This window comes from Dyadobacter sp. CY326 (assembly GCF_021390515.1).
Lineage (GTDB): Bacteria > Bacteroidota > Bacteroidia > Cytophagales > Spirosomataceae > Dyadobacter.
In genome coordinates this window covers 1-19,721 of the sequence record NZ_JAJUXI010000014.1, presented here as the reverse complement: position 1 = coordinate 19,721, position 19,721 = coordinate 1, and the positions used below count along the sequence as shown (strand labels likewise).

The window sequence follows — 19,721 nt, the reverse complement described above, 5'->3', positions numbered from 1 at the left end:
CGCAATTTACACGCAATAACCATATTTTATAATTTTTTTTATTAACTAAAAAACACAGTATTCCAGAAACGTGTAGATGAAAATTGAGAAGATTGAACAAATTGGATTTTGAAAGCGTTAACCCCAAACAGGCAACTTCAGTCGAGCATTGCGTCCTGGCTCGAAGGCTTTAAGTGTGTTGGGCACATACTTTGTAACGACATTTAAAGCAAAAGTTTTAATTAGAAATTTAAAATATGGCTCAAAAAGTGGCGGTGTTCCGAAAGGAACATTTTAATGCGGCGCATCGTCTGCACAATCCGGAGTGGTCGGCGGAAAAAAATGAAACCATCTTCGGCAAGTGCAACAATCCCAACTTTCACGGGCACAATTACGAACTGATTGTGCAGGTGACGGGTGAAGTCGATCCGGAAACTGGTTATGTGTTGGATATGAAGGTGTTAAGTTCTGTTTTAAAGGAATTTGTGCTGGATCGTTTTGATCATAAAAACCTGAATCTGGATGTGCCGGAATTCCTTTCCCTAAATCCCTCCGCGGAAAATATCGCGATCGTTATTTATTCAATATTGAGACCTAAAATTGATTCAGGGCTTGACCTGAAAGTCAGATTATATGAAACAGAACGGAACTTTGTCGAATATCCAGTCGACTGAAATGGTTGAGGTTGAGGAAATTGGAAACGATCATGTATTTTCTTCGATCGAAACGCCTATGCGTGCAGATGCTTTCGCAATGGACGACGATCTTAAAATTGAGTTGATTGAAAAGCATTTCCGTCACATTATGGAAATCATGGGTCTGGATTTGACCGATGACAGCCTCAAAGGCACACCCAAGCGTGTCGCGAAAATGTACATTACAGAGGTTTTTAGCGGCCTTGATCCCAAGAACAAGCCAGCGATTACGCTTTTTGAAAATAAATACAAATACGACCAGATGCTGGTCGAGAAAGACATTTCCGTGTTCTCCAACTGCGAACACCATTTTGTGCCCATTTACGGCAAAGCGCACGTTGCGTATATTTCTAGCGGGAAGGTGATTGGTTTGTCTAAATTAAACCGCATTGTAGAATATTTCTCAAAACGCCCCCAGGTTCAGGAAAGGCTGACCGTTCAGATCGCCAATGAGTTGAAAGAGGCTTTACAAACCGAAGACGTGGCAGTCGTGATCGATGCCCAGCACATGTGCGTGCAATCCAGAGGAATCCGCGATTCAGGCAGTTCAACCGTGACTGCATTTTACGGCGGTAAGTTTCTGGAAGAGGTTACCAAGAAGGAGTTTTTGAGTTATTTGGGGATGTGAGCTTTGCCCCCAAACCCCCTGGTAGGGGGCTTTTGTTTCTGGCGTATGAAAAGAGGACTTGGCTCATAGCCAAGTCCTCTTTTCATATCTGCCAAGAAGCCCCCTCCCAGGGGGTTGGGGGTCAAACCGTTGGCCCCAAGCGCTCTAACAACGCTTTTGTTGCCTTAATGCCTTCGAATTCAGACAATTTGCTTCCTTCGTATTCGATTCCGGCAATGCCTTTGAAGCCTGCGTCTTTTACAATTTTTAGGATTTTTGTGTAATCCGTTTCAATGCAGTTTCCTTTTTCATCGAAGTCATAAGTTTTCGCACTTACGCCTTTTGCGAAAGGCATCAATTCTTTTGTTCCCTGATATCTGTCGTAAGATTCTGCGCAGCCGCCGTCTTTTCTGGTGATGCAGAAGTTGCCGAAGTCTGGAAGTGTTCCTACATTTTTCAGGTTAACCTGCTTCATGACGCCTGACAACCATTGGCCATTGGAGGATGATCCGCCGTGGTTTTCTACGATGACATTAATGCCGGTTTTCGCAGCGAATTCTCCCAATTTCCCTAATCCTTCAACCGCAGATTTTGCGATTTCTTCAAAACTTCCTTTGCCGAATGCATTAACCCGAATGGTTTTGCAACCCAAATATTTTGCCGCTTCAACCCATTTGTAGTGGTTTTCAACGGCTTTGTTACGCACTGCTGCGTCCAATTCTCCTAGTCCGCCTTCACCGTCGATCATGATCAGGTGCGCGGTAACGCCATTGTCCTTTTGTCTTTTGATCAAATCATTGAGATACGTTTTGTCCTCAGCTTTGTCTTTGAAAAATTGATTTACATATTCAACAATAGAGATGCCGAATTCATTTTTGGCCAATGCAGGGAAGTCCAGGTTGGTCAGTTCTTTTTTGAAAAGTGCTTTGTGCAGCGACCATTCTGCCAGGGAAATGTCAAACCAAAGTTTTTTGGCGGGTTCTGCCATTAAGAGATCAGAAAAAGCAGTTGCAGCAAATGCAGTTGCGCCAGCTTTTTTGAGGAAATCGCGACGAGAAAAGTACATTGTGGTTAGAATTTAGATATATGTTTATTAAGGAATGTGAATTCGTGCTTCGTTGTAAAGTTTCTCATTTTTCACCAAACTTGTCGCATCCCATTCAATATCCTTGATGAATGCATGCTGGCGAACGGGACAATCCGCAATCCGACAAAAATAGCAACATTGATAAAGGCACGGGTCAGCATGAACGAATATTTCCGTTTCGCCCGTATGGCTTTCTTTAAGGATATTTTCAAAATTGTGAATTGTCTCGTGCACTTTTTGCAATTCCCAATAGTAAGGCAGCGTCAAGTGGCAGTCAATGTGCAAATCAGAGCCGTATTGCTGCACGCGGAGATTATGAACATCAATCCAATCATCCTTTTTGTTTTGCTTCAATGTCTGCACCACTTTGTCCAGCACTGCATCGTCGACCGCGTCCATTAATCCTGCAACGGACTTCCTTACAAGCAGGAAACCATTGTAAGCGAGGAATATACCGAAAAGCAAAGATGCAACGCTGTCAATCCAAACGTAACCTGTGAGCAGAATAAGGCCGACGCTGAAAATGAGCACAAGACTGCTGATGCTGTCCGTCATCAAGTGCCTGCCATCGGCCACAAGCGCCAGGGAATTGGCTTTTTTGCCTTCAACCAGCAGTTTATAACCAATGGCCGTGTTTACGAAAATGGTGAATGCAATAAAACCGGAACCTTCTAAAAGATTTTGAATCGGCGTGGGCTCCATGATCCGGTTGACGGCCTCAATGATGATAAAAAGCGAAGCGATCATGATCAATGCGCCTTCGAAGCCTGCGGAGAAAAACTCGATTTTGCCATGCCCGTAAGGATGGTTCCGGTCCTTGGGCTGGGCGGAAAGATAGATGCTGTAAAACGCAAAACCGCTCGCTATGACATTGATAATGGATTCAAGCGCGTCGCTCAGGATTGCATTGGATGAGGTGAGATAATAAGCGAAAAACTTCAACCCCGTCAGCAGGATGCTGGCCACAAAAGACAGCAGTATGAGTCGTTGTTTAAGCTTATTTTGGTTTATTTGCATTGGAGATTTGAAATTCAAGAGTCAAAAATACTAAGAAAATGCGGGTTATAACCACAGAAAATAATTGGAAAACGCTTTCAGCCGAAACTGTTTACGAAAATGCATGGGTGGAAGTGAGTCACCGCGATGTGATCAATCCGTCAGGAAATAAGGGCATTTATGGCTTGGTGAAATTCAAAAATCAGGCCATTGGCATCGTGCCTTTGGATGCAGACGGAAACATTTATCTGGTCGGTCAATATCGTTATGCCATTGATGAATATTCCTGGGAAATTCCGGAAGGCGGTGGCGCGTTGGATGCCGATCCGCTCGATGCTGCCAAACGCGAATTAAAGGAAGAAACCGGCCTTATCGCCAATAAATGGACTAAACTTGCCCGCATTCACACTTCCAATTCTGCAACGAATGAAGAAGGTTTTTTATTTATAGCCGAAGAACTCACACAACAAAATGCTGAGCCAGAAGATACGGAAGATCTGCAAGTGCGTAAAGTTTCGTTGCAGGAAGCAGTTAACATGGTTATGCGTTCCGAAATTACAGATTCGCTGTCTGTATGCGCGATTTTAATGACCGCCAGATTGAAGGGAATCTGATATGCTTGAATCGCTTTTTTATGGCTTGCTTACCGGAATTGCCCTGTGCCTCACATTCGGAACCGTGTTTTTTTCATTGTTCCAAAACAGCGTCGACAATGGTTATAGAACGGGTGTTAAGATCGCTTTTGGCGTTTTCGTATGTGATATCGTTTTCGTCTTTTTCGCTATTTACGGAACAGCGTTGCTGCCCGACATTCCCGATTTCAAAAAATGGATGGCTGGTGCTGGCGTCTTTTTTCTGATTGCGCTGGGGCTTACCAACATTATCAAAGGCCAACCGAAAATTGCTTATCCAAAAACAAGCCTTGGCAACCTGCTATATTATTTCACAACCGGTTTTCTACTCAATGGCCTTAACCCTGTCAATTTCATAAGCTGGGTGACCATTGCGTCCTATATCAGAACGAATTTGCATTACAATAATAATCAGGTGCTGGTCTTCTTTGGCGCGAGTGTGATTGCAGTTTTTCTGGTTGAATGTGGCATTGCAGTGTTTGCGCACAGGCTCAAACGCGTTTTTACGCCAAAAGTGGTCACGATATTTAACAAAGTGACAGGCGTCGTTTTCATCCTGATCGCCTGTCAGATTGCTTATGTCAATTTCATTCGCTGACCGGGGGCGCAGCTTTTACGTAACCATTTTTTTCCAAAAAGCCCGTCCAGTCGTCAATCAGGAAGTTCTTGAAAACGCGTGGGAATTTGTGCTGACCGCCCATTTTTCCTTTTGACTGCATCCAGCCGTAAAATGCTTTATTTGGCAAAACGGTCACAATAATTTCTTTCAAGGCGTGTCGACGCTCGACTGCGTAATCATCGTTCAGCTCAGCTAGTTTCGCGTCCAGTTCTAATTTCAGCTTGGCTTCATCCACATTCTGTTCATCGACGCCGATATACCAATGATGCGCAAACATGGAGCCATATTCTACGCCGCAAACGGTGAATTCCTTGATCGTCAGCCCCATTTCATCGGAAACAATATCGATGGCTTTATTCATATTATCCACCGAAAGATGCTCTCCGCAAAGGCTCAAATAATGCTTCGTGCGGCCTGTAATAGCAATTTCGCCTTTGGCTTTATCAATGAATTTGACGGTGTCGCCGATCAAGTAACGCCATGCTCCTGCACAGGTTGACAGCAGCAAAGCATATTCCTTCCCTTCCTCCACCTGATCGACCATCAGCGTTTCCGGATTGGCTTGCAATGTGCCTTCCGAATCAAAATTTTCCTCATTAAAAGGAATAAATTCAAAGAAAATGCCATTGTCGCTCACCAGTTCCATCCCCTGCGCGCCAGGACGCGTTTGATATGCGATAAATCCCTCAGAAGCAAGATATGTATTGATGTAGATCAGAGGCCGAGCAAGCAACTTTTCAAATCCCTTTCTGTAAGGCTCAAAGGAGACGCCGCCGTGGGCAAAAACCTGCAAATTTGGCCAGATGTCGTGAATGGTGCTGACATTGTAATGCGCAATGATCTTTTCCATCAAAAGCTGGATCCAGGCGGGAACGCCGACGATAAATCCAATGTCCCATTCATGCGCTTGCTTTGTGATCTCTTCAAGTTTCAGTCCCCAGTCTTTTTGCGCTGCGATTTTCTCACCCGGTTTATAATAGGGACGAAACCAGTAAGGAATCTGTTTTGCTGTAATGCCGCTCAGGTCGCCTTCAAAATGTTTGTCGTGATTGTTGAGGTTTGTGCTGCCTCCAAGCATCAGGAAGCCTTTTTCATACAAGTCGTTTGGTAAATCTTTGTAATGGCCGAGCGACAGGATTTGACGAATGCTCGTTTTTTGAATGGCCCGGGACATTGCTTTTGTTACCGGAATATGCTTGGTCGCTGCCTCGGAAGTCCCTGAGCTCAGCGCATAATATTTGATTTGTCCCGGCCAGCAAATGTCCTTTTCGCCTTCAAGCGAACGGTGCCACCATTCATTGAATATTTTATTGTAATCGTAAACCGGAACTGTCTTCTTATAAAGCTCGTAGAAAGCGCCTTTTTCACCAAAAAGAATGGAAGAAAGCAACTCATCAAAATTATATTTCTCTCCAAATTCCGTGTAGCGGGCTTTGGCCAGAAGCTTCGCCAAAGTCTTTTTTTGCTGAATGTGAAGGCTTGCTTTTCTGCGGTTAGCAACAATGTTGCTGATATGAATTCCCTTTTTTAACAAACTTCCTACTAATGCCATAGCTGAATTTTAAAATTATAAATCCCAGGTCGAAAGCTGCTTTACGGCCTCATACGCTGTCAGATCATATTGACACGGGACAACAGAAATATAATTGTTATCCAGCGCCCAGACATCGGTATCCTCTTTTTCAGTATCAAAATTAACAAAATCACCTGCCATCCAAAGATAACCGCGGCCCGTGGGATCAACGCGGTAATCAAATTTTTCCTGCCATTTGGCATGTGCTTGCCGGCAAACTTTAACTCCCTTAATCGGCAAATCAGACTTCCCGGGAATGTTCACATTCAGTGCAATGCCGTTCGGAATGCCGTTTTTCAATGCCTCTTCCGTGATGGATTTTACAAATGGAACTGCATGATCGAAATCTGCATCTTCGCGATAATCTGTCAGTGAAAAACCGATCGCCGGAATCCCCTCAATGGCTGCTTCAATTGCCGCTGACATGGTTCCGGAGTAAAGCACGCTTATAGAACTGTTGCTGCCGTGATTGATTCCGCTTACGACCAGGTCGGGTTTGCGGTCCTGCAACACATAGTTTTTTGCCAGTTTTACACAATCCGCTGGTGTTCCGGAGCATTCATATTCCACAACTTCCTTAAAAATATGCGTCGAATAAAGCCTTAATGGTTCTCCAATGGTGATTGCATGTCCCATGCCCGATTGCGGACTATTCGGCGCAACAACAATCACTTCCCCAATGGTCTGCATCACTTCCACTAACGTCCGGATTCCTTTGGACGTAATTCCGTCATCATTTGTAACTAAAATAAGCGGTTTCATATATTTCTACTTGTCAGCCTTCGTCATCGGATCATTATTGGGAGACCTAGGGTGATGAAGTAATGTGGTTTTTAGGTTGAAAAAAGATTTATTTGCGGACATTAAAGGCCAAAATTAAGCAATATGCCAGCATTTTCAATTAAGCATGCCACAGTTGAAGACATTCCGCTGATCATTAAAATCCAGGAACAAACCTGGGAACCGACTTACAGAGAAATACTTACAAAAGAGCAGATTGATTTTATGTTTGAAAAAATATATTCTGCCGATTCCCTGAAAAAGCAGTTCACCGAGGAGCAGCATCACTTTCTGATTTTGTTGAATGATGGCATTCCGGAAGGTTTTTCATCCGTTTCAGCGGACGAACCGGAAACCTTTAAGTTACATAAAATCTACGTACTTCCGTCAACGCAGGGAACGGGTGCAGGCAAATTCCTGCTTGCAGCAACGGAAGATTACGTCAAAGAAACGGGCGGGAAAAAGCTGCTGTTGAACGTCAACCGCTACAATAAGGCCAAAGGATTTTACGAAAAAATGGGATTCGTGACCATCGGTGAGAAAGACATTCCTATTGGCCCTTACTGGATGAATGATTATATTCTGGAAAAAGAACTGAGCTGATGATCAAACCTGCTCAGTTCTTTGCGCCAATTTCATCTTTTTAAGATTTTTCTTCTGGCTTTTCAGTCCTTGCAACGGATGGTAATGGTTGCTGTTGCTCACATAATAACCCGTTCCATCATACGTGCGCTTATTCGGATGCGCTTTGCATTCGGGTGAGCAAGCGCCTTCCATTTCTTCGCCGCATTGATGACAAACAGGAACATGCGTGTTGCATTCTGCATTGGCGCAGTTGATCATGCGGTCACAAGGTTCGTTACAAATGAAGCATCTCGAAATAACGGTCGGATTCACTTTATTGACTTCCACAGCAATGCGGTTGTCGAAAACGTAACATTTACCATCAAAATTTTCTCCGCCTTCTTCCAAACCGTAACGAATGATGCCGCCATGCAATTGGTAAACGTCCTCAAAACCTTGTTCCAGTAAATATGCGCTCGCTTTTTCGCACTTAATGCCACCGGTGCAATACGTTACGATCTTCTTTTTCTTCAAATGCTCTATCTCGTGAATGTGCTCCGGCAGCTCGCGCAGGTTGTGCATATCAAATGTAATCGCACCCTTAAATTTGCCCAGCTCATGCTCATAATCTGAGCGCATATCGACCAGGACAACATCCGGATCATTGATAATTTGCTTGAATTCAGCTGGTTCCAAATGTTTTCCTGTGCGCACGAGCGGGTCTACGCCGAGGTCGGAATTAACGATCTCATCCTTTACCCGAACGTGTAATTTCTGGAAAGCGACTTTGTCATGCTCTTCAACCTTAAAGTGCACATCTTTAAATCGGGGATCTGAGCGCACATAGTTCATGTAAGCCTCGCAATCTTCCGGCGTTCCCGAAACGGTCCCATTCAAACCTTCCGGCGCAATGATGATGCGTCCAAGCAAATTGTGCTGGACACAAAACAAATGATGCTCGTCACGGTAAGTTTCCGTGTCGGCAATAGGGGCATAGTAATAATATAAAATAACCTTGAAGGGCTTCATTTCGGCAAAATTTAATGCATTCGGGGGAGAAAAGAATTTATTTTACGCAGCGCTTTCCTCCAAATCAGGTGCAAATATACAAAGAACGATACTTTATCTAAAACCAAAAAAATGCACTTTTCATCTCCGCAACCATTGGGTCTTTTTCTATATTTTTACGGCCAGCATCCCAATCCTAAACTTGATTTTTAAATTATGCACATTGCGATCATTGGAAACATCGGCGCCGGAAAAACCACACTGACCCAAATGCTGGGCGAATATTTCAAATGGGACGTCATGTACGAAGCCGTTGAAGGGAATCCTTACCTGGCTGATTTTTACCAGGATATGGATCGCTGGGCATTCAATCTGCAAATTTTTTTCCTGAATAACCGCTTTGCGCAGGTTCAGAAAATCAAGGAAACGACTTACGCAACCGTCATTCAGGACAGGACGATTTATGAGGATGCATTTATTTTTGCGAGGAACCTGCACGAATCGGGGGTGATGACAGAGCGTGATTACCAGACTTATCTTCTGCTTTTCGAGTCCATTATCAGAACGGTTTCCCAGCCCGATTTGCTGCTTTACCTCAAAGCGGACATCCCAAAACTGGTTTCCCAAATCAAAAAGCGGGGGAGGGATTTTGAAGCAGAGATTTCAACCGATTATCTGGAAAGTCTGAACCGCTATTACGAAGATTTTGTCAAAAATTACGATCATGGCAAGATCATTGAAATCGACGTGAACCATATGGATTTTGCTTCCAATCCCGATGATTTCAACTTTATCGTTTCTAAACTTAATAAGGAGCTCTTTTATATTTGATTTCCGTCAAAGCACACAGGCTAGGGCTTTATTCAGGAGCACGTTGGCCTTGTTTCCGAACGTGTAAATCTTTCTTTCTTCCGGCAAAATCACCTCGATTTTGACCGTCTCTTTCATATTTTCAAGCTCCTGCGGCGTCACCGGTGACGAGAGCATGAATGATCTGTTCCAAAAGTTGCGATCCGACATGGTCGTAAAAAGCGAGAAGACGCTTTTTTTGGTCGTAAAGCGGATCTCGGTGAACATTTGTACGTGGAAGATAAGCTCGACATTCTCATTGTGGTAAGTGAAGATCTTCTCCTCACCAGTGCGCGAAAGGGATAAAAACTCCTTCTTGCCAACGAGCTGAACAATTTGATAATATTCCTTTTTATTGGTGGAGCGGCTCACTTTTTCCAAACATTGCGCTTGCGAAACAAGCTGGCAAGCAAAAAATAATCCAACTCCAAGCAGAGCAATCGATTTCATGCGGTAGTCCTTCACACGATTAAGAAAATCAGGGGTCGTTCAATAGATTGCTAAATATAGGGTTATTTTTTAATTCGATGTGACAGAACTCATGTAAACAAACGCTCATGGCGTAACAAGAAAAAACCTGCACTGAAAATCAGCGCAGGTTTGTGACCAGGAGGAGAGTCGAACTCCCATACCCGAAGGCACTACCCCCTCAAAGTAGCGTGTCTACCAATTTCACCACCTGGCCGAGGATTTTGCAAAAGTACAATTAAAATAATACGCTGCAAGGACAGGGAAATGTTTTTTGGCAAACAATAATTCTGCCGCTTATTTGGCTTCTGATTACTACTTTTGAAAACTGTTACAATATCATTTAGTCAATCGCACATGAAAAAAGTTGATGTCAACGTCATCTATTACGGTAAGCCATACCAAACCATCATATCCATTTTATCCTTGCTCAAAGTCAGTGGACAATACATTAATTCCATTTTCATCACGGTTGAGGACAAGCAGCCTTTCGGGCACTATGGTGATGTTTACAAGGTGATTAAAGCCATTCAGCCTATCATTCCCATTGATTTATATTATCCCAAATCTTTCTACAATCTCGAAATTCTGGATTACGACCGCGTGAAGAACGATGCGGATTATCGCTGGTCTGTTCCTTATCAATATGCCTTGGAGCACACGAAAATGCAGTGGCTTTTCATCATGCATAATGACATGGTTTTTCATCGCGATATGATCGGCGATATGCTTCCCACTTTTGAAGCGGATGGTGAAATGGCCGGCACGGGTTCGATAGGACAATGCTGGTCCTGCCCTGCGAATAAGGCGCAACTTTGTGGAGGTCAGGTTTTTATGAAATACATTCCCAGTGCAGAGGAAGCGATTGCCGTGCATGAGCAATATGAAACGCCGCGCCAAAAGCGCGATCTGGAAATCCTGCGATCAGGCCGAATCCATCCGCTTCCCGAATGCAGGCTGAATGAATATGCGTGCATGATTAACATTGATGCATATCGAAAAACCACATTGCCGTTTGGGGATAATGGTTGCTTTGGCGGAAACTGGGAATTTACGGCTGATCTTGGGACGGGCTGGTTTCACCAAATGGTTAACCAGGGGCATAAATTCAAGCATTTTGTGTTGGAAGATTATGCAAAGCACTCCTCATTCAATCCGATCGGGCAGGGGATCATGGCTTATTCCAATCAGGACAATTATGTTTTGAGTGAGAAAAATGCTTTGCAATATCTGATTGACAATTATAAAACGGATGCGGCGCTTGACTTTAAAACCTCGATTACAGCAGGATTAAGAGAACGGAAATATCGTCTGCGGGACTTCCGACGCAGTGTGATTCCGACGGCAAAGAAAATTGTCAAAAAGATTATCCGCTAGACCGCGTTTAATATGCGTGTCTCTGATCTGCCGCAAGCAGCTTGTGATAACTAACGTATGACACCATAAGCACCGCAAGCACGATCAACGGGAATATTGATCCGAATCCAAAACCATCTACAACAGTTACGCTAATGCTGGCGCAGAAGAAGTCAAACACAAAGCCGGCATAAGCCCATTCTTTCAGTCTGGCCGGAAATTTTGGTAAAATCAGGGCCAATGCTCCCGCCACTTTAAATGCAGTGATCATCGGTCCAAAGTAATCGGGATAACCGAGGTGTCTGATGCCATCAACCGCCATTTGAGTCTGGGAAGTGAGGGCTGGCATAACGCCTTCGAAGAGGAAAATAAGGGTTGTGGCAATCCAGAAGATGATACGGGTCGTTTTCATGATCTTGTCGTTTGGTGATTTGGTTGTTTTGTTTATACAAATTTACCAACCATATCAGAGCGCGATGCAGTGCAAATAAGACGAATAGGAGGGTGCTTTGTGCCAAAATTCAGCGCGCCATTCTTTTGCGGATCGCCTGCTTGTCCGCCTTGGTCTTCGCAAGGTCAAGCGCGTTCAAGAAATGCTGCACCGACTTTGCTTTATCAATGTGCTCATAAAGTTCGCCGAGCAATCCGTGAAAAAAATGATTATCATGCAAATCCAGCTTTTCCGCTTCCGCAATGGCAATGTGTTCGCCCTTTGTTTTGGCAAGCGCATAAGTGCGGTTTAGTGCCGCAATAGGCGAAAACTCGATTTCAAGCAGCTGGTCATAAAGCGCTAAAATTTGGCTCCATTTTTCAATGCTGTCCGGATGTTGCGTGTGCCAAGCCGCTATGCCGGCTTCGAGGTGATATTTTGACAATGTTTCGCCTTGTGCGGCCATTTTTAGGAAATAACCGCCTTTGCTGATCAGGTCCAGATTCCAGAGATTTGCGTCCTGCTCCTCATACAACACGACCGCTCCGCTGCTGCTGATGCGGGCGTCAAACCGCGATGCGTGGAAGCACATTAAAGCCAGCAATGCATTCACCCGCGGCTTGTTGGTCGCTTCATTTTCGATTAACATGGAGCATAGGCGCATGGCTTCCAGGCACAGGTCTTTCCGCAAAGTTTTGTTTTGACTTACAGAATAATAACCTTCATTAAACAGCAAATAAATCGTCATTAAGACCTGATCCAGCCGCTGGTCGATTTCCAAAGGAGCGGGCAGTTCAATGCGGATATTTTCGTCGCGCAGTTTTTCCTTGGCCCTGAACAGCCGCTTGTTAATGGTCACTTTATTGCTTACAAATGCCGTCGCAATTTCATCGATTCCAAAACCGCAAAGAATCCGAAGGGCTAGGCCAATCTGAGATTCGCGCGAAATGGCCGGATGGCAAACTGCAAACATCATTTGCAGCTGGCTATCATTGATATTTTGGGGGGAAAGGTCAATTTCATCATTTAATGAAAATGGATTTTCTTCCAAAGCAGGCATTACTTTTTCCCTGAAAATCGCATCCCGGTGCAAGTGATTTTTTGCCTTGTTTTTGGCTGTGTTGTAAAGCCATCCCACCGGATTCGGCGGGAGGCCTTCAATGCCCCAGGCCTGCATCGCAACCTGGAATGTTTCACTGGCAATGTCCTCGGCAACTTCCATTTCCCGGAAACCAAAATGCCTGCAAAGCACCGACACGATTTTTCGATATTCCGTCCTGAATAAATGCGGGATGATTGTTCCGTGATCCAATGCTTAATTCGATTCGTGGACAGAGATGATTTTACGAACTTCCACACTATTGCCTTCGCCCCTGAGAATTGGACAGGCCTGGGCCATTGTTACAGCGTCATCGAAGTTTTCTGCTTTGATGATAATGAAACCTGCAATTGACTCTTTAACCTCCACAAACGGCCCGTCTGTAATCACATCATTGGGTTTCAGAACTTTGCCTTCAACTGACAAGCCTTTGCCGCCACTGAACTTGTTTTGTGCCGCAATGCCGCTCACCCAGTCGTGATATTGTTTCATGTATTCCTGCATTTGTTCAGGTGAAGGCTGGGCTCCTTTTGTAAGCAAGTCAAGGCGCATGAGAATGATGTATTCTTCCATAATGTTTTTAAAAAAGTTAAAGTGAATGATTTGAAATTTATATCTGCATTACAAATGACATTTGCCTAACTGGACAAGGTCGTGAAAGTTTTTTGCAGATTTTTGGTTAAGGATTTCAATGCTTGCTGCTTGTGTTAGAAAAGCTGTTGAAATAAAGGCATAAAAAAAACGGCTGCGAAAATTGTATCGCAGCCGTTTTTTAAAATCTCAATCTCACCTTGTTTTAAAGAATCTCAAATTCATTTTCTGATCTCCGTAGGACACTTTTAAGAAGTAATGTCCATCGCCCAGGCCGGTTACATTAAGCGGAATGTTATTTTTTCCTGCCTGAATGTTCGTTTGGATCGTGTTCATTTTCACACCGGTTATGCTGTAAGTTTCCACTTTTGCTTTACCAGCTGTTTTCGAAACGAATTCAACATGCACAACATCGCGAACCGGGTTAGGAGCAACAACTGTTTCGCTGATTGCATCATAACGCACGGTGATGATCCTGCTTGTCAGGAATGAGCCGTCTTCGTCGATCATTTTCAACTGATAATAATTGTTGCCAAAAAGCGGCGTCGCGTCCAGGAATTTATATTCTCCCAGTCTCTGATCCGACAATGGCATTGCACCGATCACGGAGCCAATTTTCATCTGGTTATCGAAGCGGATGATTTCAAATCCTTTTCCGTCTTTTTCCTCTGCAACATTCCATGACAACTCCACACCATCATTGACAGGCGTTCCGTCAAATCTTGAAATATGGATTGGAAGTGGAGCACCAACTCTGAACGCCATTGTCTGTTCCGTAGATTTGCAGGAACCGCCTTCAATCGCCAATGTATAATCTCCGTCAGCAAGCGCAGCATAAGTGATTTTTGGACGGTCACTTTGCAGGTTTACACGCGCAGAACGCATCATGTTCGACCCTTTCATGATTTTCCAATCAATGCTGGCAACGTTTTCACCATGGAAATTGAACACAAGTTCCGTGCTCTTCGCATCAGTAATCGATTTCAGGTTTGGACCGAATGCACATGGCAGGCGGCTGTCAGTTGAGGCGATTTCGAAATCTTGTGAACTAACGCCCGATACGCAATCGCCACCTTCGACTTCCAACGTGTAATTTTTGCCAAGATTCTGCTCAGGATAAGTGATTTGCACGCTGTTCGCAATCAAGCCTCCTGTTGTACCGCTGGCGACTGTGTTGTTGCCTTTTTTGAGTCTCCAAGTCACGCTGGCAATATTGGTTCCAACGATTGTCAAAGTCAAAGCAGTTGTAGACACATTTGTTATCGTTGCGATTGTTGGTCCGCCAACGCAGATTGGAGGCGTCACATTGAAGTTTGCAGAACTGATTGTAGAAACGCAATCTCCACCCTCAATTTCAAGCGTGTAAGCGCCCACAGCCAGTGTTCCGAATGTGATGGAAGCAGAGTTTGCGCTCAAATTGCCTGTTGTTCCGTTGGCAACCGTTGTGCCGCCTTGTTTGATTCTCCACGTTAATGTTGAAACGCCTGAGCCATTGAAAGCAACTGTCAAGCCTGTCGGCGAAACATTCGTTACGCTAGAAACAGTCGGTCCGCTTGCGCAGTTAGGCAGGGAAGTTGTGAATGTTCTTGTGCTGACCGTCGATACGCAGTCGCCGCCTTCGATTTCCAAAGTATAACTTCCAGCCCCGATTGCCTGATATGTAATGTTAACCAGTGCCGAAGTCAATGCGCCTGTTTTGCCGGAACGAACAACCGTGCCGCCTGATTTGATTCTCCAAGTGATGTTTGGAACACCGTTTCCGTCGAATTGGAAGCGTAAGCCAGAGTCTGTAACGTTTGTAATGGCAAGCAGCGTTGGGCCTCCCGGGCAGTTTGCAGCAGACACGCTGAAATTGGAAGTGCTTATGGTTGATGTGCAATTTCCGCCTTCGATTTCCAGCGTATAAGCGCCAGCAGCCAAAGCGCCGAATGTAATGGAAGCGGAATTTGTCGCCAAATTTCCGGTTGTTCCGTTAGCAACTGTTGTGCCGCCTTGTTTGATTCTCCATGTCAATGTCGAAACGCCTGAGCCATTGAAATCGACTGTTAAGCTTGTCGAAGTGATATTCTTTACGTTAGAAATCGTTGGTCCGCCGGGGCAATTGGTTTGCGCGGTTGCAAATGTTTTGGAACTAACAGATGAAATACAATCTCCACCTTCAATTTCCAACGTGTAAGTGCCGCCTGGAAGTGCAGCAAACGAAATGTTTACAAGCGATGAAGTCAATGCGCCGGTGTTTCCCGAACGAATCACCGAACCGCCGGATTTCACTCTCCAAACGATATTAGGAACACCATTTCCATCAAATTGAAAACGTAAGCCAGTTTGCGTGATGTTTGTGATATCACCCAATGTAGGTCCGCCAGGGCAAGTGCCCGGAATGATGCTGAAATTTGAAGTGCTCACCGAAGAGCTGCAATCACCGCCCTCAATTTCCAAAGCATATGCGCCAACTGCAAGAATGCCAAATGAAATATTGGCTGAGTTGGAAGTCAGGTTGCCTGTTTTGCCATTTGCAACAACGGCGCCGCCCGCTTTTATACGCCATGTAAGATTTGGAATTCCAGATCCGTTAAAGTCAACAGTTAAGCCAGTTGGTGAAACATTTCTAACATTAGAAATTGTCGGACCATTTGCGCAGTTAGGTTGCGAAACGGAAAATGACTTCGAGCTGACAGAAGAAGCACATTCACCGCCTTCGATTTCCAATGTATAGTTTCCGGCAGAAAGTGTCGAGAACGAAATGTCAACATTGGTAGAACCCAGATTTCCAGTCCGGCCGTTGCGAACAACTGTGCCGCCTGATTTAATGCGCCAATCAATGTTTGGGACGCCGTTTCCGGTGAATGCAAAGCGAAGGGCTGTTTGAGAAATATTGCTGATTGTTTCCAGCGTAGGACCGCCAGGACAGTTTGGCTCAGGATCAACAACGGAGTCAGGATTCTTCGGAAGTTCATTCCAGAAGCAGCTCAAAACCTCGTTGTAATTCAATGTGAACCCCATATTAGGATTCATCGAGCTTCCATTTTCACCTTCTATGGTCTGGCGAATCAAGCCCATTGAAATCGCATCGCGACTGTAAGTGTTCGTCTCACGGTGAAAATTCACGCGCAGCAAACCATCTTTAATAATCGCATATTGGAACGTTTTTACATTATCACCACCGATATATGTCCCTAGTCGCAGTCCGTCCGTGATGGGTTTTCCGTTACACGGGATCATGTTTCCTTGTTGGGCGCCAAGATAATTGTTGCCCATTGTGCTTGGATCAATCGAATTGACGCAAGAATTGACAATCCGGTTTCCATTTTCATCGTTTGGGAACCTGTTGTTGTCCATGTGCAACAGGATGGCCGTATTATCAAATGCCTGCGATTTGCGGCTTTGATCCGGGTTTCCGTCCCATCTGATGTAGATTCTGTTTTCGTGGATGATCGTGTAAACCGGTCTTCCGCCTACATTGCCCAGTAATTCGTCGTGAGTCCAGGTTCTTCCCCCGCAGTTAACCTGCGTTGCTAGGGCAAACTGATTTTTCTGCAACTCGTCATCCGGGGTTGCCGCCATCATAAGACTCAGCAACCCGCTCGCATACACTAGCTTCTGTAAAAATTTCATCAATGTAAATCAGGTTAAAGTTGAGAATTAAAATAAATGGCTGTGACATTTCTGTCACAGCCATTGTATGCCTTATTCTTACTTGGATTTGAAGAATCTTAGGTTCATTTCCTGAACTCCGTAATGAACTTTAATGAAGTAATGACCGTCCGTTAAACCAGTTACGTTAAGCGAGACTTTGTTGAGTCCCTCTGTAATCGTTGGCTGAACCGCATTTACTTTCACACCACTGATATTGAATGTTTCAAGTTTTCCTTGCCCGGCGATTTTCGAATAGAACTCTATGTTCACGACATCTTTAACAGGGTTAGGAGAAACAATGACCTTATCGATCACCTCATAACGGGCTTTAACTATTTCACTTTTTGAGTAAGTGCCATTTTTATCGACCACATTCAGCTGATAGTGATTGACTCCGAAAAGTGGTGTTTTATCAATAAACCTATATTCGCCAATCAGCTGATCCGAAGAAGGAATGTTACCGATCACGGTGGATGTTTTTAAGTTGCCGTTGTGACGGATCACCTCAAACCCACTTCCATCTTGTTGCTCAGGAGCAGTCCATGCCAACTCCACGCCTTCATTTGCAGGAACAGCCTCAAATCTCGCAACAGGAACTGGAAGCACGCTTCCTCCGATCTGAAAGCTCATTGTCTGCGCCTCAGATCTGCAGGCGCCTCCTTCAATTGCAAGTGTGTAAGACCCGGGTGCAAGCGCCGCGTAAGTAATTGTTGGACGGTCGCTCGTTAACTGAACACGCGCCGAACGGACCACAGTAGCGCCTTGAAGGATTTTCCAATCAATGCTGGCAACATTCTCTCCGTGGAAGTTGAACGTGAGCTCGGTCGCTTTTGGATCAGTTATAGATTTCAACAATGGTCCGAACGCACATGCTGGACGGCTGTCTGTTGAAGTTACATTGAAGTTTGAAGTGCTGACAGACGAAGTGCAACTGCCACCTTCGATTTCCAATGTATAACTTCCTGTTGCCAGCGCTGCAAATGTAATGGAAGCAGAGTTTGAGCTCAAAGTTCCCGTTTTGCCGTTTGCAACCGTGTTAGCGCCTTGTTTGATTCTCCACGTAACGCTCGAAACGCCTGCGCCGTTAAAGTCAACCGTTAGACCTGTTGAAGATACATTCTTAATGCTTGAAATAGTCGGTCCCGAAGCACAGTTGGTTGAGCCGATCGAGAATGTTTTGGAGCTTACCGAAGAAACACAATCGCCGCCTTCGATTTCCAATGTATAATTTCCACCGTTCAACGTAGCGAATGAAATGTCAACAAGTGAAGAAGTCAAGCCAGGGGTTTTTCCATTGCGGACAACCTCGGAACCCGATTTGATTCTCCATGTAATGTTAGGAACACCGTTTCCGTCAAATTGGAAGCGAAGACCAGATGCCGAAATGTTAGCGATCATTCCAAGCGTTGGTCCGCCAGGACATGTGCCTGGGTTAACTGTAAAGTTGGAAGCGCTTACCGAAGAAACGCAATCACCGCCTTCAATTTCGAGCGAATAAGTGCCTGCGCCCAGACTTGCAAATGTTATTGTAGCAGAGTTTGAACCAAGATTACCCGTTTTGCCATTTCTGACAACATTGCCATTTTGTTTTACACGCCATGTAAGGTTTGGAATGCCCGAACCATTGAAATCAACCGTTAGGCTCGTGCCGGAAATGTTCTTGATGGTCGTGATTGCTGGTCCGCTGGAACAGTTAGGCTGCGATACTGAGAAGTTAGATGTGCTAACAGACGAAGTACAATTTCCGCCTTCGATTTCCAATGTATAATTGCCGGAGCCCAATGCAGAGAATGTAATGGAAGCAGAGTTTGAGCTCAAAGTTCCTGTTTTGCCATTCGCAACCGTATTAGCGCCTTGTTTGATTCTCCACGTAACGCTTGAAACGCCTACGCCGTTAAAATCAACCGTTAGACCTGTTGAAGATACATTCTTAATGCTTGAAATAGTCGGTCCCGAAGCACAGTTGGTTGAGCCGATCGAGAATGTTTTGGAGCTTACCGAAGAAACGCAATCGCCGCCTTCAATTTCCAATGTATAATTTCCACCGTTCAATGCAGCGAATGAAATGTCAACAAGTGAAGAAGTCAAGCCAGGTGTTTTTCCGTTGCGGACAACCTCAGAACCGGATTTGATTCTCCATGTAATGTTAGGAACACCGTTTCCGTCAAATTGGAAGCGAAGACCAGATACCGAAATGTTAGCGATCATCCCAAGCGTTGGTCCGCCAGGACATGTGCCTGGGTTAACTGTAAAGTTGGAAGCGCTTACCGAAGAAACGCAATCACCGCCTTCAATTTCCAGCGAATAAGTGCCCGCGCCCAGAGTTGCAAATGTTATTGTAGCAGAGTTTGAGCCAAGATTACCCGTTTTGCCGTTTCTGACAACATTGCCATTTTGTTTTACGCGCCATGTAAGGTTAGGAATGCCCGAACCATTGAAATCAACTGTCAGGCTCGTGCCGGAAATGTTCTTGATGGTCGTAATTGCGGGTCCGCTGGAACAGTTAGGCTGCGATACTGAGAAGTTAGAAGTGCTGACAGAAGAAGTACAGTTTCCGCCTTCGATTTCCAATGTATAATTGCCGGAGCCCAATGCGGAGAATGTAATGGAAGCAGAGTTTGAGCTCAAAGTTCCTGTTTTGCCATTTGCAACCGTGCTAGCGCCTTGTTTGATTCTCCACGTAACGCTCGAAACGCCTGCGCCGTTAAAGTCAACCGTTAGACCTGTTGAAGATACATTCTTAATGCTTGAA

At 44.8% G+C, this 19,721-nt stretch carries 18 protein-coding genes and 1 tRNA gene; 7 read left to right on the top strand and 12 right to left on the bottom strand.

Going from position 1 to position 19,721, the window contains the following annotated elements; all coding sequences use genetic code 11:
- Positions 1–236: 236 nt before the first annotated feature.
- Together LZG73_RS24285 and folE are read left to right on the top strand one after the other, a co-directional pair.
- Positions 237–653: a 6-carboxytetrahydropterin synthase gene (locus LZG73_RS24285; protein ID WP_233855293.1), complete on the top strand. Its 417-nt coding sequence runs from the start codon at positions 237–239 to the stop codon at positions 651–653.
- Positions 613–1,302 carry a GTP cyclohydrolase I FolE gene (folE, locus tag LZG73_RS24280; protein WP_233855292.1) on the top strand — a complete coding sequence of 230 codons (690 nt, stop codon included), beginning with the start codon at positions 613–615 and terminating at the stop codon, positions 1,300–1,302. Before LZG73_RS24285 ends, folE begins: the two co-directional genes overlap by 41 nt.
- Positions 1,303–1,423: 121 nt before the next feature.
- On the opposite strand, the gene LZG73_RS24275 is transcribed toward folE, so the two are convergent.
- Positions 1,424–2,347, bottom strand: coding sequence for a sugar phosphate isomerase/epimerase (locus LZG73_RS24275; RefSeq protein WP_233855291.1), 924 nt, complete (start codon positions 2,345–2,347; stop codon positions 1,424–1,426).
- A gap of 27 nt (positions 2,348–2,374) precedes the next feature.
- The gene (locus tag LZG73_RS24270) at positions 2,375–3,385 is read right to left on the bottom strand and encodes a cation diffusion facilitator family transporter (protein WP_233855290.1); all 1,011 of its coding nucleotides are present in this window, start codon (positions 3,383–3,385) and stop codon (positions 2,375–2,377) included.
- 38 nt (positions 3,386–3,423) lie between these two features.
- On the opposite strand from LZG73_RS24270, the gene LZG73_RS24265 reads away from it, so the two are divergent.
- Together LZG73_RS24265 and LZG73_RS24260 are read left to right on the top strand one after the other, a co-directional pair.
- Positions 3,424–3,978 carry an NUDIX hydrolase gene (locus tag LZG73_RS24265; protein ID WP_233855289.1) on the top strand — a complete coding sequence of 185 codons (555 nt, stop codon included), beginning with the start codon at positions 3,424–3,426 and terminating at the stop codon, positions 3,976–3,978.
- 1 nt (position 3,979) lies between these two features.
- Complete coding sequence (locus LZG73_RS24260; RefSeq protein WP_233855288.1) at positions 3,980–4,594, top strand: LysE family translocator; 615 nt, start codon at positions 3,980–3,982, stop codon at positions 4,592–4,594.
- Here LZG73_RS24260 and LZG73_RS24255 read toward each other — a convergent pair.
- Positions 4,584–6,167, bottom strand: a complete 1,584-nt coding sequence (locus LZG73_RS24255; RefSeq protein WP_233855287.1) for a GH3 auxin-responsive promoter family protein — start codon at positions 6,165–6,167, stop codon at positions 4,584–4,586. The two genes, LZG73_RS24260 and LZG73_RS24255, sit on opposite strands and share 11 nt — an antisense overlap.
- A 15-nt stretch (positions 6,168–6,182) precedes the next feature.
- Positions 6,183–6,950, bottom strand: a complete 768-nt coding sequence (surE, locus tag LZG73_RS24250) for a 5'/3'-nucleotidase SurE (protein WP_233855286.1) — start codon at positions 6,948–6,950, stop codon at positions 6,183–6,185.
- 123 nt (positions 6,951–7,073) lie between these two features.
- Between surE and LZG73_RS24245 the strand changes: the two genes are divergently transcribed.
- A complete protein-coding gene (locus LZG73_RS24245; RefSeq protein ID WP_233855285.1) occupies positions 7,074–7,571 on the top strand; it encodes a GNAT family N-acetyltransferase in 498 nt (165 codons plus the stop codon).
- 3 nt (positions 7,572–7,574) lie between these two features.
- On the opposite strand, the gene LZG73_RS24240 is transcribed toward LZG73_RS24245, so the two are convergent.
- Complete coding sequence (locus LZG73_RS24240) at positions 7,575–8,561, bottom strand: rhodanese-related sulfurtransferase (RefSeq protein ID WP_233855284.1); 987 nt, start codon at positions 8,559–8,561, stop codon at positions 7,575–7,577.
- Between the two features lie 195 nt (positions 8,562–8,756).
- Here LZG73_RS24240 and LZG73_RS24235 point away from each other — a divergent pair, with 195 nt between their 5' ends.
- Entirely contained in the window at positions 8,757–9,371 is a 615-nt protein-coding gene (locus LZG73_RS24235) for a deoxynucleoside kinase (protein WP_233855283.1), read from the top strand.
- Positions 9,372–9,377: 6 nt separating this feature from the next.
- Here LZG73_RS24235 and LZG73_RS24230 read toward each other — a convergent pair whose 3' ends face one another.
- Entirely contained in the window at positions 9,378–9,839 is a 462-nt protein-coding gene (locus tag LZG73_RS24230; RefSeq protein ID WP_233855282.1) for a hypothetical protein, read from the bottom strand.
- Positions 9,840–9,992: 153 nt separating this feature from the next.
- Positions 9,993–10,074: transfer RNA gene (locus LZG73_RS24225), tRNA-Leu, on the bottom strand.
- A 140-nt stretch (positions 10,075–10,214) separates the two neighbouring features.
- Here LZG73_RS24225 and LZG73_RS24220 point away from each other — a divergent pair.
- Positions 10,215–11,234 (top strand): hypothetical protein, encoded by a 1,020-nt coding sequence (locus tag LZG73_RS24220; protein ID WP_233855281.1) that lies wholly within the window; start codon positions 10,215–10,217, stop codon positions 11,232–11,234.
- Between the two features lie 7 nt (positions 11,235–11,241).
- Here LZG73_RS24220 and LZG73_RS24215 read toward each other — a convergent pair whose 3' ends face one another.
- From LZG73_RS24215 to LZG73_RS24195, 5 genes are all read right to left on the bottom strand, one after another.
- Positions 11,242–11,625, bottom strand: a complete 384-nt coding sequence (locus tag LZG73_RS24215; RefSeq protein WP_233855280.1) for a DoxX family protein — start codon at positions 11,623–11,625, stop codon at positions 11,242–11,244.
- Positions 11,626–11,734: 109 nt separating this feature from the next.
- Entirely contained in the window at positions 11,735–12,955 is a 1,221-nt protein-coding gene (locus tag LZG73_RS24210; protein WP_233855279.1) for an RNA polymerase sigma factor, read from the bottom strand.
- A 3-nt stretch (positions 12,956–12,958) separates the two neighbouring features.
- Positions 12,959–13,315, bottom strand: coding sequence for a YciI family protein (locus tag LZG73_RS24205; protein WP_233855278.1), 357 nt, complete (start codon positions 13,313–13,315; stop codon positions 12,959–12,961).
- A gap of 213 nt (positions 13,316–13,528) precedes the next feature.
- Complete coding sequence (locus LZG73_RS24200; RefSeq protein WP_233855277.1) at positions 13,529–16,948, bottom strand: T9SS type A sorting domain-containing protein; 3,420 nt, start codon at positions 16,946–16,948, stop codon at positions 13,529–13,531.
- A 78-nt stretch (positions 16,949–17,026) separates the two neighbouring features.
- The coding region (locus LZG73_RS24195; RefSeq protein ID WP_233855275.1) for a T9SS type A sorting domain-containing protein at positions 17,027–19,721 on the bottom strand (2,695 nt) is incomplete at its 5' end.

Excerpts from the sequence above, each read along its gene's own strand:
- LZG73_RS24270 (WP_233855290.1), bottom strand. The coding sequence starts at position 3,385 with ATGCAAATAAACCAAAATAAGCTTAAACAACGACTCATACTGCTGTCT.
- LZG73_RS24285 (WP_233855293.1), top strand. The coding sequence starts at position 237 with ATGGCTCAAAAAGTGGCGGTGTTCCGAAAGGAACATTTTAATGCGGCG.
- surE (WP_233855286.1), bottom strand. The coding sequence starts at position 6,950 with ATGAAACCGCTTATTTTAGTTACAAATGATGACGGAATTACGTCCAAA.
- LZG73_RS24230 (WP_233855282.1), bottom strand. The coding sequence starts at position 9,839 with ATGAAATCGATTGCTCTGCTTGGAGTTGGATTATTTTTTGCTTGCCAG.
- LZG73_RS24245 (WP_233855285.1), top strand. The coding sequence starts at position 7,074 with ATGCCAGCATTTTCAATTAAGCATGCCACAGTTGAAGACATTCCGCTG.
- folE (WP_233855292.1), top strand. The coding sequence starts at position 613 with ATGAAACAGAACGGAACTTTGTCGAATATCCAGTCGACTGAAATGGTT.
- LZG73_RS24255 (WP_233855287.1), bottom strand. The coding sequence starts at position 6,167 with ATGGCATTAGTAGGAAGTTTGTTAAAAAAGGGAATTCATATCAGCAAC.
- LZG73_RS24260 (WP_233855288.1), top strand. The coding sequence starts at position 3,980 with ATGCTTGAATCGCTTTTTTATGGCTTGCTTACCGGAATTGCCCTGTGC.
- LZG73_RS24235 (WP_233855283.1), top strand. The coding sequence starts at position 8,757 with ATGCACATTGCGATCATTGGAAACATCGGCGCCGGAAAAACCACACTG.
- LZG73_RS24265 (WP_233855289.1), top strand. The coding sequence starts at position 3,424 with ATGCGGGTTATAACCACAGAAAATAATTGGAAAACGCTTTCAGCCGAA.
- LZG73_RS24220 (WP_233855281.1), top strand. The coding sequence starts at position 10,215 with ATGAAAAAAGTTGATGTCAACGTCATCTATTACGGTAAGCCATACCAA.
- LZG73_RS24200 (WP_233855277.1), bottom strand. The coding sequence starts at position 16,948 with ATGAAATTTTTACAGAAGCTAGTGTATGCGAGCGGGTTGCTGAGTCTT.
- LZG73_RS24205 (WP_233855278.1), bottom strand. The coding sequence starts at position 13,315 with ATGGAAGAATACATCATTCTCATGCGCCTTGACTTGCTTACAAAAGGA.
- LZG73_RS24275 (WP_233855291.1), bottom strand. The coding sequence starts at position 2,347 with ATGTACTTTTCTCGTCGCGATTTCCTCAAAAAAGCTGGCGCAACTGCA.
- LZG73_RS24240 (WP_233855284.1), bottom strand. The coding sequence starts at position 8,561 with ATGAAGCCCTTCAAGGTTATTTTATATTATTACTATGCCCCTATTGCC.
- LZG73_RS24215 (WP_233855280.1), bottom strand. The coding sequence starts at position 11,625 with ATGAAAACGACCCGTATCATCTTCTGGATTGCCACAACCCTTATTTTC.